General features: G+C 37.3%; 9 protein-coding genes. 5 read left to right on the top strand and 4 right to left on the bottom strand.

Features of this window, described 5'->3' with window-relative positions:
• Positions 1–199: 199 nt before the first annotated feature.
• Both MW688_RS11325 and MW688_RS11330 read right to left on the bottom strand, forming a co-directional pair.
• A complete protein-coding gene (locus MW688_RS11325) occupies positions 200–1279 on the bottom strand; it encodes a PIN/TRAM domain-containing protein (RefSeq protein WP_486736085.1) in 1080 nt (359 codons plus the stop codon).
• Positions 1280–1627: 348 nt separating this feature from the next.
• Positions 1628–1978 carry a carbon dioxide-concentrating mechanism protein CcmK gene (locus tag MW688_RS11330; RefSeq protein ID WP_486736086.1) on the bottom strand — a complete coding sequence of 117 codons (351 nt, stop codon included), beginning with the start codon at positions 1976–1978 and terminating at the stop codon, positions 1628–1630.
• Between the two features lie 212 nt (positions 1979–2190).
• Between MW688_RS11330 and ctpB the strand changes: the two genes are divergently transcribed.
• Positions 2191–3513 (top strand): carboxyl-terminal processing protease CtpB, encoded by a 1323-nt coding sequence (gene ctpB / locus MW688_RS11335; protein ID WP_486736087.1) that lies wholly within the window; start codon positions 2191–2193, stop codon positions 3511–3513.
• A complete protein-coding gene (locus MW688_RS11340; protein WP_486736088.1) occupies positions 3513–4817 on the top strand; it encodes a recombinase family protein in 1305 nt (434 codons plus the stop codon). Before ctpB ends, MW688_RS11340 begins: the two co-directional genes overlap by 1 nt.
• Positions 4818–6001: 1184 nt before the next feature.
• Here MW688_RS11340 and MW688_RS11345 read toward each other — a convergent pair.
• The gene (locus tag MW688_RS11345) at positions 6002–7978 is read right to left on the bottom strand and encodes a calcium-binding protein (RefSeq protein ID WP_486736089.1); all 1977 of its coding nucleotides are present in this window, start codon (positions 7976–7978) and stop codon (positions 6002–6004) included.
• Between the two features lie 645 nt (positions 7979–8623).
• Complete coding sequence (locus MW688_RS11350) at positions 8624–10561, bottom strand: heavy metal translocating P-type ATPase (RefSeq protein WP_486736090.1); 1938 nt, start codon at positions 10559–10561, stop codon at positions 8624–8626.
• Between the two features lie 82 nt (positions 10562–10643).
• Here MW688_RS11350 and MW688_RS11355 point away from each other — a divergent pair, with 82 nt between their 5' ends.
• The 3 genes from MW688_RS11355 to MW688_RS11365 all read left to right on the top strand — a co-directional run bounded on the left by MW688_RS11355 (position 10644) and on the right by MW688_RS11365 (position 16976).
• Positions 10644–11783, top strand: coding sequence for a precorrin-8X methylmutase (locus MW688_RS11355; protein WP_486736091.1), 1140 nt, complete (start codon positions 10644–10646; stop codon positions 11781–11783).
• 154 nt (positions 11784–11937) lie between these two features.
• The gene (locus tag MW688_RS11360; protein ID WP_486736092.1) at positions 11938–15405 is read left to right on the top strand and encodes an AAA domain-containing protein; all 3468 of its coding nucleotides are present in this window, start codon (positions 11938–11940) and stop codon (positions 15403–15405) included.
• A complete protein-coding gene (locus MW688_RS11365) occupies positions 15402–16976 on the top strand; it encodes a phospholipase D-like domain-containing protein (protein ID WP_486736093.1) in 1575 nt (524 codons plus the stop codon). The genes MW688_RS11360 and MW688_RS11365 overlap by 4 nt, the downstream gene beginning before the upstream one ends.
• The last annotated feature ends 134 nt before the right edge of the window (positions 16977–17110 follow it).

Consider the following 17110-nt stretch of genomic DNA (forward strand, 5'->3'; position numbering starts at 1 on the left):
TTTTAATGTTAAAACTACCTGTTTTTCTGACCGCAACTCTACCGACATAAGTTCCGGTTTTCGTAAACTTTAGTTACAACAGCTTTAACATTACTACTGAAACTTATGGGTTAATAATCAAGTCAGCCAAAGAGAGGAAGAGCTTAAATTACTTTTTTTTCTGTTACTTCCACGCCCTCTTTAAAAGCGTGGAAGTCGTTTAAGCAGTTACTGAAGCTTGGGGTTTAGCGAAAATCATGCGCCCTGCGGAGGTTTGCAGAGCTGATGTTACTACTACTCTTGCTTCTGCTCCCACGTAATTGCGTCCTTCTTCTACAACTACCATAGTACCATCATCTAAGTAGCCGATACCTTGAGTGGGTTCTTTTCCCTGTTTAATAACTTTAATCTCAATAGTATCTCCTGGTAGATATATGGGACGCATAGCTTGAGCCAAATCATTAATATTGAGAATTTCAACTTTTTGTAAATTAGCCACTTTACTCAAGTTATAATCATTTGTTACTAAAGTGCCGTTAATTTCTTGAGCTAGGTGAACTAATTTAGCGTCTACTGTGGATATTTCTTCATAATCTACTGGATTGATGATGATTTGTTTGGGAAAAGCTGCTTGCATACGATTCAAGATATCTAAACCTCTTCTCCCTCTTACTCGTTTTTGGTCATTGGTAGCATCAGCTAATTGTTGTAATTCGTGCAAAACAAACTGAGGGATAATGATTTGTCCTTCGAGGAATCTGGTTTCAAATATTTGTTCGATACGTCCATCAATAATGCAGCTTGTATCAATTATCTTAGTAGTAGCAGGTTCAAGCATTCCTTCTGCTACTAGAATTGATTCCATACTGTGAGGGTTGAGAATTCTCAAGAAAGTGCGTCCGTGGGTATCAGCTAAGCTAATGCCTAAAAAAGCGAACATTACACTTCCTAGAATAGCTATCATTGGCTTAATGAAAGTCAATTGTTCCGGTATTGGTAACAAGAATACAGGCGCTAACATTAAGTTAGCTAATAGCAACCCAATGACCAAACCTACGGCACGAGTCAAGATAATTTCGATTGGGGTTTTGCGTATTTGATTTTCCAGGCGGCGGTAGTTAGTCTGAGCTACTAAACCCACTACTAACCCTATAATTGCAGTAAATCCTGAGGCTACTAAGCGTAATGCCTCGATGTTAGACACTTCCTCCAATACTGAGTCTGGAAGTAGGTCTACACAATCATAACCAATACCCCCTCCTGCTATGATAAATATGAGAATAATAATTGCATCTAGCATAATTGCAGTCCAACTGGTATAGTGTTCTTTGAGGAAAAAATTTTCAAACTATTTATTATATTAGTTTGCAAGTTTACCTTATATAATTATTATAGAAAATCTTTTACCCTATCTGTTCGGTTACTTATATATTTATAAATCTTAACTCTTAGGTATATATTCGAGTTAACATCGCTTTTTAATTTTCAAAGGAAAGTGCTAGTTATCCCACATCAAAGCACCAGTGTGTTTGTACTAAATTAACTGGTGCGTTACGCGCTTCGCGCTAACACACCCTACCAGGTTACTAGGCTCAAATAGCTGTATTTAAGGAATTTAAAAACTCTACACCTGCACAGAAAAATTAATTTAGCGAGGTGACCCAGGAAGAATTGCTCTTTCTACTGAATCGCGGAAAGTCTGCACAGCTTCAGTATAGTCAATTGGTAACACAGCAACTACGTTTTCATGGGGACGAGGAATAATTACCCAAGATTCTAAGGTAGCGCCATAGGTTTTTTCCACTGCTTCAATTCCTGCTTGTATGGCAACCTTAACTTCTGAAACATCACCGCGAATATTTACGTTAAAACGGGCACTCCCCACACGAATATAACCAACTAATGTGATTCTTCCGGCTTTAACCATGGCATCAGAGGCAGCTAATATACCTGGAAACCCTTTTGTTTCAATTGATCCAACCGCTTGTTGCGCTGGCATGATTTTTCTCCTAATTAATCTAATTAATAAGTTTTTTATTCACATTATTATAGTCTAAAGGGGAAATGATACCCTATAGTAACTAAAAAAAATAAAAGTTAAAATAAAATATAAGCAGAGGATAAATATTTTAAGCTTGTTTATTTGACACAAGTGCAAAATCAAACTATCTATTTGTGAACAAAAAGTAACTATTTATACATCAGAAATTTATGAATCAATTTTTAAAACAATTACTGCCATCTCTAATCATTGGCTCAATGTTCAGTATGGCGACTACAGAATTAGTGGAAGCAAAACTAGAAGATAGTCCCAAAACCCTGGTAGACGAAGTATGGCAAATTGTAGACTATGAATATGTAGATCAAAACTTTAATCAAGTTGACTGGTTAAAAGTAAGAGAAGAATTGTTAGATAGAGAATACAGCTCTCAAACAGAAGCATATCAAGCAATCAGAGAAGCTCTCAAAAAATTGGGAGACCCCTATACCCGTTTTTTATCACCAAAACAATTTGAAGAACTCACAAATCAAACAGCAGGAGAATTATCAGGAATCGGAGTTCGTATAGAAATAGATGCAACTAGTCAAGAGTTAGTGGTAGTAGAACCTTTAAGTAATTCTCCCGCAGCAGAAGCAGGGATTCAGCCAGGAGATCGCATTATTAAAATCAATGGCAAACCGACAGCAGTAATGGGAGTAGAGCAAGCTTTAGAGGAAATCAGAGGAGAAACAGGCACTACCGTAGAATTAGAATTGAGTCGCCCAGGCAATAAGGTTTTTGAGGTGAGCGTAACTCGCGCCCAAGTAGAAGTTCCTTCGGTAACTTACCAAGTAAAACAAGAAGGGAATATGCTAGTAGGTTATATAAAACTAGATGAATTTAGCTCCCACGCCGCCGAACAAATGAAAAAGGCAGTAAAAAAACTGCAAGATGATCAAGTGACGGGATTTGTTCTAGATTTACGGAATAATCCTGGGGGCCTATTATACGCAAGTGTAGATATAGCAAGAATGTGGCTCGAAGAAGGGGTAATTGTAAAAATAATAAATCGCCCCGAAAACTGTGACGCAATTGAAGACAATTGCGGTGAACAAAAATTCTCAGCTAATGGCACAGCTTTGAGTGATTTACCTTTAGTGATTTTAGTAAACCAAAATTCTGCAAGTGCCAGCGAAGTTCTCACCGCAGCCCTTAAAGAAAATAATCGAGCAACTGTTGTGGGAACCCGCACCTTTGGTAAAGGTACAGTCCAATCAGTTCATAATCTTTCCGATGGATCCGGTTTAGCAGTAACTATTTCTCGTTATTATCCTCCTAGTGGGGCTACTATTAATAAACGCGGAATTACTCCTGATATTTACGTGGAATTAAACCCTCAACAAGAATTATTGATTAACAAAAATCCGGCAGCATTAGGCACAAATGCAGATCCCCAATATACTCAAGCCATCGCCTATCTAAAATCTAATCAATCAAACTATACAGCGATAACAAATGAGTTACCAGAATTACCCCCAGTAAACACTAAGTAATGAGAGTATTGGCCTATAGTTATTACAATCCCTATCTAAATAAACAAGTTAGCCAGGAACAATGGCCGGAAAATGTAGAAAAAGTATACATTGATTGGGGAGAACGTAACCAACTACAACAGTTAATAGAAGAATGCCAAGATGACCAACCTAGACGCCTATTGATTAAGAGTCTAGAAGAATTAGGAGACTCATTAACTCAAGTGTGCGATCGCCTAAATCACTTAGAAAAACTCGGTGTACAAGTTATCGCCCTAGAAGAAAATTATAATTCTTCTGATTTTCAAGTAAAAGAACACCTTAGTAAAATATTACCCACAGTGTCTCGTAATCTTGAAGGTCGCCGTCTCCGCCAAGCACACGCCCGTAACCGAATTAAATGCTTACCTCCTCCCGGGAAAGCACCCTACGGTTATCGGCGTGGTCAAGAGCGCTATATCATAGATCGCTCTACAGCCCCTTTAGTTAGAGACTTTTTTGAGCGATTTCTACTATACGGCTCTCTCCGAGGCGCTGTGCGTTATTTAGAAAAACGCTATGGAAAAAAAATTGCCGTTTCCACTGGCAGAAATTGGTTAACTAGCCCTATTTACCGAGGTGATCTAGTATATAAAAATAGAGAAATTATTCGCAACACTCATGCAGGCATTCTCTCCCGCTCTGAAGCAGCACAAATTGACCGTCTTTTACGTCGCAATGCTTGTTTACCAGCTCGCACAGCCAGCGCTTCTCGCTCTCTAGCTGGTTTAGTGGTGTGTCAAGAATGTCAATCACAACTAACTGTAGCTAGTGTCAAAAAAAATAACCAAGAATATCTCTATTTAAGACCATTAAATTGTCAAAGAGTTACTAAATGTTCAGGAATTCCCTATAATCAAGTTTTACAAGCAACCATTCAAGAAATTTGTGCCCAATTACCCCGAGTGGTTGCCCAACAAAGTACAGAAGGAATTCAAGCCAAAAAAACAGCCCTAGAAGCTCAAATAGCTGAGAAAAAAGAGATTATTGAACAAGTTACTCAGTTAGAAACCCAAGGGATTCTCGATGAGACTACTGCTAAACTGCGTATCTATCAGTTAAATACAGAAATTGCCCACACTCAAGGAGATATAGAGCAACTACCACCCCTAAATCTTTTGGCGATCGCACAAACTGTTTCTTTAGAGCAATTTTGGTTAGACTTGTCAGAATCTGAGAGACGCTTTTATTTTCGAGAATTTATTAACAAGATTCAAATTACTCCTTCTAGTTTTGATAATAAAAATTGGCAAGTTAACTTAGTATTTATTTTCAATAAACATTAGCTATAGCGTTACTTAGACAAGGGACATTTTGATCCCCCCTTAACTAAGCTATCCCTTATAAGCAACTCGTGAACTCCTTGTATAGCAAGGGAGCAGGGAGCAGGGAGCAGGGAGAGGGTTTTTAAGTAAAATTACTTAATTTGCCAAATAATGTATTTTTTTATACATTATTTTCTTAAACAAAATCTGAAAAAGCACTTACCCACAAGTTGGTGTTTTTGTCAAGTTTTATGTTAAGAAAGATGTTTATAAAGCATAGCTTAACTAAGCAGGGCTGTTTTGTTCTTGACAAAGAAAATGGTGAGGAGAAGCACCGGAGCAGGGAGCACCGGAGCAGGGAGATGGGATTTTTTGCTAATAATAAATCCCCTTTTTTCTAATAATAGCTAAAAAGAGCGTCAACTTTTGTTGTGTCTAGCTTCTAGCTTACGACAAAATTTTAGAATAAAACAGCCCTGCCCCTAACCCCCCTTAACTCAGACCAAAGCATCTTTATCACTCATTTATAGCAGCGATCGCAGTAGTGTTAACAACATTTATCACTAACGATCCCCCCAACCCCCCTTACTAAGCTATGCTTTATAAGCAACTCTGAAACCCTTGTATAGCAGGGAGCAGGGAGCAGGGAGCAGGGAGAAATTTTTAAGTAAAATTACTTAATTTCCTAAATAATGTATTTGTTTATACATTATTTTCTTAAACAAAATCTGAAAAAGCACTTAATTACAAGTTGGTGTTTTTGTCAAGTTTTATGTTAAGAAAGATGTTTATAAAGGATAGCTTACTAAGGGGGGCTTTTCATCATTTTTGTCAACATCTATTGGCTCATTGCTATACTTGTGGTGGTTGAGTAATGAGTAATGAGTTAAAGCTATAGTAGGTTGGGTTGAGGTCACTACACCCAACAATCTAACTTATTTAGTATAGTTTTGAGCTGGTTGTCTTTAAAAAAAAGGTGCAAAGTAGGGGCGCTCATACTTGCGCCCTCATTTATTATGCTACTCCTCTTCAAAAAGTTACTTTTTCACCCGTACCCTATATCTTGCACCAGAACAAAAGTTAAAGCTATAGTAGGTTGGGTTGAGGTCACTACACCCAACAATCTAACTCTTTGCCTCCAACTGTTATATGTTGGATTGCACGACCTTTAACCCAACATACTGGCTGTATTTGGTATGATTAAGCTAAACGATCCGCACATTACTTGCCGCTAATTCAGGATTACCTTCTAGCTGGGCTATTTGGGTCAACTCGATGTCTTGTTCTGTATTAATATAAGCAACACCACCATCTCTAGTGCCATAGACTATTCCTAACCCTAAATTATTGTCGAAATCTTCTAAAGTAGGAATGGTTAAGAAATTAGCTTCATCTAGAAAACCAATCTCTAAACCATTGCGGAAACCTGATTGGAATAATTCTATAAAATCAGCTTCTACCACAAAATCTACAATTGTATCAACGCCATGTCTGACACTGCCGATTTGAAATCTATCCCTACCTTGACCACCTTCGAGTAAATCGTCGGCAAAGCCTCCGAGAAGAGAGTCATTGCCATCATTGCCGATTAAGCGATCTTCTTGTCTTTCGCCGCTAAGGGAGTCATCACCACTACCACCACTAAGGCGATTTTTGGCATCACTACCAATCACAATATTATCTAAACGGTTACCAATTCCAGCGACGAATCTATCTCCAGTAAGGGTTAGATTTTCAATATTACGACTTCTTGGACCTAAAGCCCAATCTACTGAGGAGATAACGGTATCTATACCATCAATTATACTATCAGGTTTTTCATTTTCAGTGATGTCATCGAGGGAGTCAACCACATAAGTATCATCTCCATCGCTACCGCGCATTGTATCATTACCACTGCCACCGTCGAGGAAATCATCACCATCTTTGCCTATTAAAAGGTCATTGCCATTGTCTCCGAGAAGTAAATCATCACCTAAACCACCATCTAGTGTATCATCATTACTACGCCCATCTAGTGTATCATTCCCTGCTCTACCAATAAGACTATCTATTCCATTAGTACCAAGAAGTGAATCGTCGTCATTTGTACCAACAACTTCATTAATTCTAATAGTTTCATAGGGACCGAGGTCAATAGTATCACCGAGAATGCGGGGTCTACCATCTAAATCTTCTTCAACTGGATTTAATTGTTCTGTAATGGCTGAGTTATCACCAATGTCGATCGCAGGAGAATTATTCTGAAGGCGATAGTCACCATTTTCTGGGTCAACAAATAAAGGATCTGCGCCGCTAACATTGGCAAAGCCGCCTTCTACTATACTACTGAGTACAGTAACCCTTCCACCATGTATTTGATTACCACTAACATTACTAGTGTTACCCCAAATAATGCTATTAGTAATATTAGTACCCCCATTGTAGTCCTGTCTGTAAATTCCACCTCCATTGTCGGCTATATTATTAGCAATAGTACTATTTATCATCTTACCATTAATCTGGTTTGTATTAAAATAAATTCCGCCACCATTAGTAGATATGTTATCTTCAACAAGAACATTAACTAATGTATTTGTGCCTATGTTGTGAGCAATACGTGAATATATTCCTCCTCCTGCACTTGAAGCAAAATTATTGCTAACAATAATATTAGTTAAATTCCCAGATTGAAAATATATTCCTCCTCCATTGACTGCTCGATTATCTGTAATTACTAAATTTTGCAATATAGCATTACCGCCATTATGATAAAGACCACCCCCACGATCTTGGTGATAACGATCAGTACTGGCATTAGCATTACCGCCAGTAATAGTAAACCCATCTAAACCACTACTAGCATTGGTACCAGAACTATTTACCACATGATAACTATTATCAACAGAATCACCTTGAACTCCTAAATCACCGCTTAGGATAGTTTCATTATCTCGAAAATCTCTCTCATCAAGACTAGTTTCATTCCCAGCAAAACCGCCATAAACCTTCACAAAATCTTTAAGCCGAAAAGAAGCTCCTCTATTAGTATCTTCAGTAGGTGTATAAACTCCTTCTGCTACCCAGATTTCATCTTCGGGTTGGGCCGCAGCTAAAGCATCTTGAAGACTATTAAACGCATCTCTCCAGGTAGATCCATCGTTTTGACCTGTAGCATCGTCATTAACATATAAAATAGCCATGAGTTATGTATCCTATAATGTTCTTCTATGACAATTCTATATCTACAAAGTAGTGCTCAATACTGAAGAAAAGTTGAAATTTTCTAATTGTAGTAAAAAACTATAGTGCTATGGATTGTTGGGTTTCGTTACCAAGGGCCCAACCTACTAATATCATTTCCCTCTAAAAAAATGCAATAAATATAAGGACAGGGAACAGTATTTACTTGCTATGGATTGTTGGGTTTCGTTACCAAGGGCCCAACCTACTAATATTATTTCCCTAAAAAAATGCAATAAATATAAGGACAGGGAACAGTATACTATACATAGCCAGGTTTTTGTATTATTAATAATTTATAGTATAGCGATTTTAAGCATTTTTTAATCAATTTGATATATAGCATTTTTCGGACTCATGAGGTTGTACCTAACTCTCTTGCCTCCGTGCCTCATATCTTGCACCAAAACAAAAGTACAGAAATTGGCCGACAAGGGAGAATCAATTTTTAAGCGCGATCGCATTAATTCTCTTACTCATTACTCATTACTCATTACTCATTACTCATTACTTAACCACCACAAGTAACTTTGGATAAAGATGCAAGATCTGAGTCGGAGCCTCCTGCCTCAAAAGGATAACCTTTCTCACCAGTATGAGAATTGCTATAATTGATTCTGCCCTTTAAGTAATCGCAAACCACTCAAAGTCACAATTACTGTGGAACCTTCATGACCTAAAACCCCAAGAGGAAGTGTAATATTACCTGCAAAGTTAAAAATTAGCAAAATCACCACAAAACTAAGGGCAAAAACAATATTTTGCACAACAACCCTTTGAGCACGACGACCTAGACGAATTGCATGTTCTAATCGCTCCAAACGATCCGCCATGAGCACTATATCGGCAGTTTCTAAAGCTACATCACTCCCCGCAGCACCCATGGCAATTCCCACGGATGCCTGGGCTAAGGCTGGGGCATCATTAATTCCATCTCCCACCATCGCCACTGTCTGATATTGTTTCTGCAACTTTTGAATCACAGCTACTTTATCTTCTGGTAAAAGTTCTGCATAAACTGTATCTACGCCAATCTCTTGAGCAATACTATGAGCAGTGGCTGAGTTATCCCCACTTAACATCACTATATGTTCAATACCGAGGCTTTTTAATCGCGCGATCGCCTCTGGGGCAGTAGGTCGAATCGTATCAGCAACAGCAAGAAGACCCAAAACCTTTTCCCCATAACCCACCCAAACTACAGTCTTTCCTTGAGTTTCCCACTCTAGACTCTGGTTTATCAGGCTTTTGGGAACATCTTTTACTTGTGCTTGGACGAAAGCACCTTTGCCAACCACGGCAACTTGACCATCAATTTCTCCCACAATCCCTTGTCCTACTTGAGCTTGAGCATTAGTAGCTTCTGTCCAAGATAGATTCTGCTGACGAGCAGCTTTCACAATAGCATCTCCCATAGGATGCTCGGATAAACTCTCTAAGGCTGCCGCCACTTGCAGTAGATGTTCTGGTGATGATTCGGTTGCCATTCTATTTACTAATTGTAGTTCTCCGGTCGTTAGTGTTCCAGTTTTATCAAAGGCGATCGCTTTAACTTGTCCAATGCGTTCTAATTGCGCTCCATTCTTAAACAAAATTCCCTTTCGCGCACCATTAGCAATACCAGATAACAAGGTGGGCATAATTGAAGCCATCAAGGCACAGGGAGAAGCCACCACGAGAAAAATCAAGGCTCGATAAATCGTCTCTTCCCAACTCCAACCCAATAAAAAGGGCGGCAATATACCAAGTAAAACTCCCGCAATAATAATCACCTTGGCATAACCACGCTCAAATCTTTCAATAAACTGTTGAGAGGGAGGAGCTTCGGTTTGAGCTTGTTGAACAAGACGGATGACCCTTTGAATTAAACTGCTTTCAGGGGGTTGGTGAATTTTCAGTCGTAAAACTCCATTACCATTTATTGTTCCAGCAAAGACTTCATCTCCAACAGTTTTTTCAATGGGAATTGATTCTCCGGTAATTGATGCCTGATTCAAAGTGCTAAACCCCTCGATGACTAAGCCATCTGTTGGTACTAATTCTCCAGGTTTGACTAAGAGGAGATCACCAATTTTGAGTTCAGAAATTGGCACGATACTTTCTTGTCCATTGTGGAGCAATCGGGCTGTATCGGTGGTTAAACTCATTAATCCCTGAATACTGCGTTCTGTTCTTTGCATGGCATAGCCTTCGAGGGCACCACTAATGGCAAAAATCAGGATTAAGACTGCACCATCGACAATCAGGTAATATTCCCCTTGCCATAGACCAAGACTCGCAGCTCCCAAGGCAGCCAAAATCATCAATAAATCTACATCGAATTCTTTTTCTTCCCAGAGAGTTGTTAAACCTTCCCTGGCACTGTCAAACCCCCCAATCACATAAGCTGCTGTCAGAGTCAATAGGGAAAGTCCCACCCAGCCGAGGTTGAGCATTTGCCAGCCTAGAAACACCAAAATCCCACAGGAGATCGCGGCAACTCCTTCGGGATGTTCTTTGATTAGATTGGCAACGGGAGATTGAGATGGGGTAGCTGAAATCATCGTCTTATCGGTGGAATAAATATCTTGTTATTTTAAACCTTGACATTAGTGTCAATGTCAAGGTTTTGAGTAAACTAAGAATATGAAGACTCAATATCTAACAATTAAAGAACTGACAGAGGCGGTTGGGGGTGGCGTTACACCCCGCATGGTGCGCCATTATCATCAGATCGGATTACTGCCCCCTGTAGCCCGCTCACAGGGTAACTACCGTCTTTATACGGCGCAGGATGTAAAGCGATTGAAATTAATAGTAACGCTAAAAGAACAGGGATTTCAGTTATCTCATATTGGTCAACTCTTAAATAGCTATGGGGAGGAAACCAATGATTCACAGTTAATGGCTCAATTGTCACAGCAATATCGCTTATTAATTCAACAAATTACTCAATTGCGACAAACAGCCTCAGCTTTAGAAGGATTACTAGGGCGCGATCGCCACTGTCAAAGGGTGCAAGCAGAAGCCCTCGGTCAACTCCAGCAAGTCAACGCAGCAGGCGAGCACTTGCAACCCCTGGATTTAAAATCCGAGGAAGGAGTGACCTTAGATAGGTTTTGGCTCGATTTAGATGCACAAATAACCACTCACCCGGAAAGCTTCTCAGAATCATTACAATACCTACTTCCCGATTTGTCTCACTATTCAGAAATTACAGTACATTTGCTTCATCAACTTGTGTTGGCCTGTGGCGATGTCAGTCTAGTTGATTCTGTGCGCATCAGCCCCCAGGCGATCGCTTCTGCACGAGAGGCTCTAAAGGCTGGATGTTCCGTGGTTACAGATATACAGGTCATAGCCGTAGCACTGGATCAAACTAGGTTAGCTCATTTAGGCTGTTCTGTGAAAACCCTCATTAATGACCCTCACATTACCGGAGTCGATGAAGCCGAAAAAGCATTTTATAAACATCAACAGTGGCAACAACAATTACAAGACATTTCTCCAACAAGTATAGTAGTGATTGGATATGCTCCTTCTATATTGCTGAGAGTTTGTCAATTGATAGAGCACAAACAAATTCAACCTGCCCTCGTAATTGGAATGCCCATCGGATTTAGCCATGCTCCCGCAGCTAAGCGACGATTGATGAACACAGACACTCCTTATATTACAATTCAGGGGAGTTTGGGAGGTGGGCTTTTAGCCGCAGTGACTTTAAATTCTTTGGTGGAGACCTTAATTGAAAAACCCAATTGTCATTGCTACTTAACTAGTCTTTAATCAAGATGGCTAAAATGTCAATCAGCACCACTGAAAATTTTCCCTATCTAGATGAAAGTGTTACTTCAAAATAGTTTTAGGGAATTATAGAAATATGGACTGTATCTAGTCATGTATAATAATGATTACAAATTGAAATCGAGGCAAAAACACAATGGGAGCTCGCTTAGTTAACCAAAGATATGCTTTAACACCTGATCCTAGAGAAAGTGGAATGGGAGAAGTTTATAAAGCAATTGATATGGTTAACAATATGCGTCAAGTAGCAGTAAAGATTTTTTCTAAATTTAAGATTGAAGAAGAAATTTCTAAAGAGTCTTTTAGACGAGAGGTAAGTGCTTTAAAAGAATTAAAACATCATAGAATTGTAGAATTAATCGATTCAGGAGTTGATGAGAACACAGAACATAATTTTCTTGTCCTAGAATGGATGGATAAAAATTTAGAAGAGTTTTTAACAGAATCTCCCCTAAAAGAAAAAGGATGGGATTCTTTTTGGGAGGATATTGGAAAACCCTTACTTGAAGCATTAGCCTTTTGTCATAATCGAGAATACACTCACAGAGATATTAAACCTGCAAATATTCTAATTAATAATGAAGGGACCATTAAATTAGCAGATTTTGGAATTTCCAAAGCTCGGAGATATTTACAACCAACTGTTACACTTAGAGATTTTGTTTCACGCCCCTATACTCCTCCCGAAGATGAAGACGGTTCAGATCCTTATACCCGTGATGTGTTTAGTTTTGGAGTTGTTGTTCTAAAATGTTTAACTGACATACCATTAACCAATTATGACAGTGTTGATCAAGCCGTTCAAGAATTAGATGTCCCTTCTAAAATTAGTGAAATTTTTGAGCGAGCTATTTCTCGTGATCCTGTAGAGCGTCAACGCAATGCGGATGTTTTACTAACTGAAATTGACTCTATTCAATCTCAAAGAAATATTATAAAAACTTCAAAATATTATTTAATGTTACGTTCTAATTTTGAGAAGATTGAACTCGAACTAAAAGCCGATTCAAAAGCGGAGATTGAGAAAATAATTACTCAAGACTTAAATACTGACTGTGGAATCTGTCGTTTTAAGAACAAAGATAGGGATGAATATAAAGATAGTCAGTATAAGATTTATGGGGTTGACTACTGTTATCATGTCAAAATTGAGCAAAAGAATCTAGATAGATTAGTTATTTTGTCTGCAAAATGTCTTTCCAGTAATATTTTAGAAGAAAACCGTTTACAAGGTTGGACCCCTCCCTATCAATTTAGCTTTGATTCCTTCTTCAGCAAAAGTCAAGCACAAAAAGTTATCAACGAGTTAAAATTATTGGTTGAAGAACATGAAGCGGATCTGAGACTAGAGAAAGCTTTAGATGAAAAGCGAAGAATATTTTTTGTTTGGGATAATCTTTTAAGAGCTAAAACTGATTGGGAAAAAGAGCAGCAGTCTCCTTTATCATATCAACAAGTTGAGCCGTCAGGTAATCGAGCAATCTTTACCTTAGATTCTCCTCCTGATGAGGATATTGTCGGACAAACTCGTTATATAAGATCCCAGAAAGGTTTATCTTTATTAAGTGGAGATGTAGAGGAAGTAAAAAATGATCAATTAACGCTTTATATTACTCAAGGAAGCGTAGAAAGGCTACCTCAAAAAGGAGCGTTATTGTTTGATACTCGTGCGGCTGAATATGCTTTAGGAAAACAAAAAAATGCTTTAGATGCTGTTAAATATGATAGAGGGGTTCGTTCAGACCTTTCAAGTTTATTAATTGACCCTCGGCAAGTTAAATCACCTTGTTTAGATTTTAATAGACAATTTATTCAAAAACTTAATTCTTCCCAAGAAGAAACCGTTGTAGCCGCATTAAGCACAAAAGATTTTTTAGCTGTAGAGGGACCTCCAGGGACAGGAAAAACAACATTTATTACTGAGATTATTCTACAAACCCTTCAAGATAATCCTGAAGCCCGCATTTTGCTAACTTCACAAACTCATGTGGCTTTAGATAATGCCTTAGAAAGACTTCAAAAGCAAAACATTGATTTAAAAATTGTGCGAATTGGCAATCATGAAAAAGTGTCAGATAGTGTACATGAACTTTTATTAGAAGAGCAAATAAACCGTTGGGGAAATGATGTATTTAACCGGAGTAAAAATTTTATTAGTGATTGGTCTGAGTCTCATGGTATTTCTCCTAAAAATATAGAAATGGCTAGGTTATTTCAACAGTTAAGAATCGCTCTTGAAGAATTAGAATTATTAAAGCAAGAGATTGCTTTACAAAAACAAGAAAAATATGAACTAATTCAACAACCTGAATATAAAAGTTACTTTGAAAATCAAGATATTAATAATCCCAAGCTGTCGATTCCTAAAAATTTACCTAATGAAGTTAAACACAAACTTAAATATTTAGAACAAAAAATCCAAGAAAATCAACAAAAAGCCAAACAAATTCGTCAAGAAAATCAAAGACCATCTGCTGAAAAGTTAGCTGAATTAAGCGAAATGGATGTTCAAGAGATTTTCAAGCTATCTAAGGAAGATTTAGAAATATATGAAAGTTATTTAAATGATTCAAATAATCCTCTATCAAATCAACTTAAGAAACTGATGAATATTCAACAAAACTGGTTTGATATTTTTGGAAAAAGTGATAAAAAACAATTTAATTACGCATTGCTTAAACGTTCTCAAATTGTAGCAGGAACTTGTATAGGTCTTGCTAGAAATATTCCAGAAGTTGAGTTTGATTTGTGCATTATTGATGAAGCATCTAAGGCAACGGCTACGGAATTATTAGTCCCTATTGTACGCTCAAAACGCTGGATTTTAGTGGGAGATACTAAACAACTTCCTCCTTTTCAAGATAATGTTAGTCGTGATCCGAGATTTTTAGATAAATACGATTTAAATTCAGAGGAAATAAAAGAAACTTTATTTGCTTATCTTTTGAGAACCTTACCAGAAACTAATCGAAAACTATTGACGATTCAACATCGTATGGTTACTCCTATTGGGGATTTAATTAGTCAATGTTTCTATAATGGTCAAATTGAAAGTCCTAGGACCAATTTAGATGATGATCTTAAGTTTGTAATTCCTAAACCTGTTACTTGGTTTACAACTAGTAAACTTAAGCATTGTCGTGAGCAAAAAGCTAATCAAAGTTTTTCAAATATGTCTGAAGTTAATATAATTATGGAACTTTTAAAGAAAATCAATAACATGGCAAGAACTATAAATAAACAATATAGTGTTGCCATTTTGACAGGATATTCTGCTCAGTTAAGATTATTGAATCGGAAATTGGATTGTGATCGCACTAATTGGGAACAATTAATTGTTCAAAGTAATACAGTGGACGCATTCCAAGGACAAGAAGCAGACATCGCGATTTATTCTGTTACTCGTTCTAATAAAGAGAGAAAATTAGGTTTTTTGCGGGATGAAGAACGAATGAACGTAGCTTTATCAAGGGGGAAAGTCGGTTTGGTGATTGTCGGAGATCATAATTTTTGTCGAAGTCTCACTTCTAACCCTTTACAAAAGGTGATTAAATATATAGAATCCCATCGGGATACTTGTTGTTTACAGGAAGGTATACTATGAGTCAAACTAGAGCAGAACAACCAGAAAATATTTTTATACGATACGATAATCGACCAGGGTTTAAATTAGTAAGTTGTGTTCAAGTAGGACTTCCTGTCACTAGAATCACGATAACTGCTTTAACGCTTCGTCATAAATCTATTCCCATAATAGATGAATTTGTCTTAAAATCTATTGAAGCTGGTTTATCTTCAATGGAAGAAATTAGTAATTTTTTAGGGTTAGAACTTTCTCTTATCAATGATGTAATTCAAAATCTTAGAACAATAACAGAAGCCATCGATTTAGTTGCTTCCACAGGAACCAAAATGCAAGAATGGAAATTAACAAAAAAAGGCAAAAAGATGCTTGAAGAAGCAAAAATGATTGTTCCTGAAGAACGTTCATATCAAATTAACTTTGATAGGATGCTTGTCAAACCACGCTACTATGGCAATTTAGAAGAAAATCGCCATTTACTACGTTCCAAAGAGTTAAAATCCCAGCAACTTATTGAGATTCCTGCTTATCCTCCTAAACCTCCCGAACTTGTGGATCTTAATTTACAAGATATTAAAGATGTTATCGATGATATTGCTAAAGCTAAAACAAATTTAAAGCAAGAAGAAAAGAGAGATTTTATTGCTATAAAAGCTATTGAAAAAAGGGAAAATTTTTATGAAAGTGCATTAGCATTAGTTTATCTACATAAAGAGAGCAATGAGCTTCAAATTTCTTTTGCTATTGATGGTCGAATTTCTGAAGAACATGAAACCGCTTTTGTTCGTGGTAAAGGAGGGAAAAAAGATAGAATTGTTAAACAAATACAGGAAAGACTGGTGGAGCAAACTACTCAGGTCAAAAAATTTACAGAATCTAAATTAGGACAAGATGTATTTATACAAGCAGAACAATATGAAGAAAAAATTGATTCTCTTAAAGAACAAGTTCGCTTAGAAACTAGTCAGATTGAATCTAAAATAAGTTTAACTCGTCAAAATATACAGGTAACTAATGATGATCAGGAAAAGAAAAAACTAGAACTAGAATTAAATGAGGCTTTAGCAAGGATAAAAGAGCTTAAGGAAAAACTTGAATCTCTTGTATCTTCCTGTCCTATTCGCTATCTTAAGACAGATGAACATAGACCACTTCTTGAAGATGCTCTTCAAAATACTCAAGAACGTCTCTTAATTATATCACCTTGGATTAAAGCTAATGCCACAAATCAATGGTTAATTAAGAAACTAGAACAATTATTAAAGCGAAAAGTTAGGGTTTTTATTGGTTATGGATATGAAGATAAGAAGCTCGAAGAGCAAAAGTTTCGTGATCAAAAAGCAGAAGATAAAATCAAAAAATTAGCTGAACGTTATCAAGACAATTTTGTGCTTAAACGATTGGGAGATACTCATTGTAAAATTTTGGTATCTGATGCCAAATTTGGTATCGTAGGCAGTTTTAACTGGTTGTCTTTTAAAGGGGATCCTGCTTGGACTTTTCGAGATGAGAGAAGTACTATGATTTGTGAACCTTACACAGACAAAATAAATGAGTTATTTGAGAAGGAAGTAAAACGATTAAATAGTTAATTGTGATACTTTTTGCTCTGACAAAAGCTCCGCTTCAGGCGATCGCCTTTGGCTGAGATCTTGCATCTTTATCACTCATTTACTGGTTGTGGATGAATAATGAGTAATGAGTAATGAGTAATGAGTAATGAGTA

Source organism: Johannesbaptistia floridana (assembly GCF_057440575.1).